Below are 560 nucleotides of genomic sequence, written 5' to 3'. Positions count from 1 at the left end.
CCACATTCCGCTGGCGCCCACAGGGCTGCCCTCGTTTCCTGACATGTCCCGCGCGGGCCGCGGCGAGCCGAGACCGCCGCATGACCTAATAGGAGCATGGAGCGATACCGCGGACCCGAACAACCGCATTCTATCGCGCCCCGTCAGTGTGCCGTCTGCCCGGTCCAGGCGAGCACGGAAAGAACGGAGCGAGGCATGCAAAACGAATCGACACCCGGCGCCCGCGGGCCGGTCTTCTGCGGGGTCGACACCCACGCCGACTCGCACTGGCTGTGCGTCCTGGACTGGAGGGGCCGCAAGGTCCTGTCCCGCCGGTTCCCCGCCGACGCGGCGGGCTACGAGGCGCTCGCCGGGGCGATCGCGGCGGCCGGGGAGCCGGCCTGCGTCGCGATGGAGGGGACGTCGTCCTACGGGGCGGGCCTCACCAGGCACCTCGCGTCGCTGGGGATGCCCGTGCGCGAGGCGCTCTCCCCGGCGGGGACGCAGAGGAGGCGCCCGGGGCAGGGAAAGTGCGACGAGGCGGACGCGGAGAGGGCCGCCCGCGCGGCGATGTCCGGCTC

General features: G+C 73.4%; 1 protein-coding gene. It reads left to right on the top strand.

The genetic code is table 11. From position 1 onward, the window contains the following. Positions 1–195 precede the first annotated feature (195 nt). Positions 196–560, top strand: a 365-nt coding sequence (locus RX395_RS09880; protein WP_316367311.1) for an IS110 family transposase, incomplete at its 3' end; no start/stop codon positions are given.

The organism is Collinsella aerofaciens, from assembly GCF_032584215.1.
Lineage (GTDB): Bacteria > Actinomycetota > Coriobacteriia > Coriobacteriales > Coriobacteriaceae > Collinsella.
This window is presented reverse-complemented; position numbering and strand designations above follow the sequence as displayed.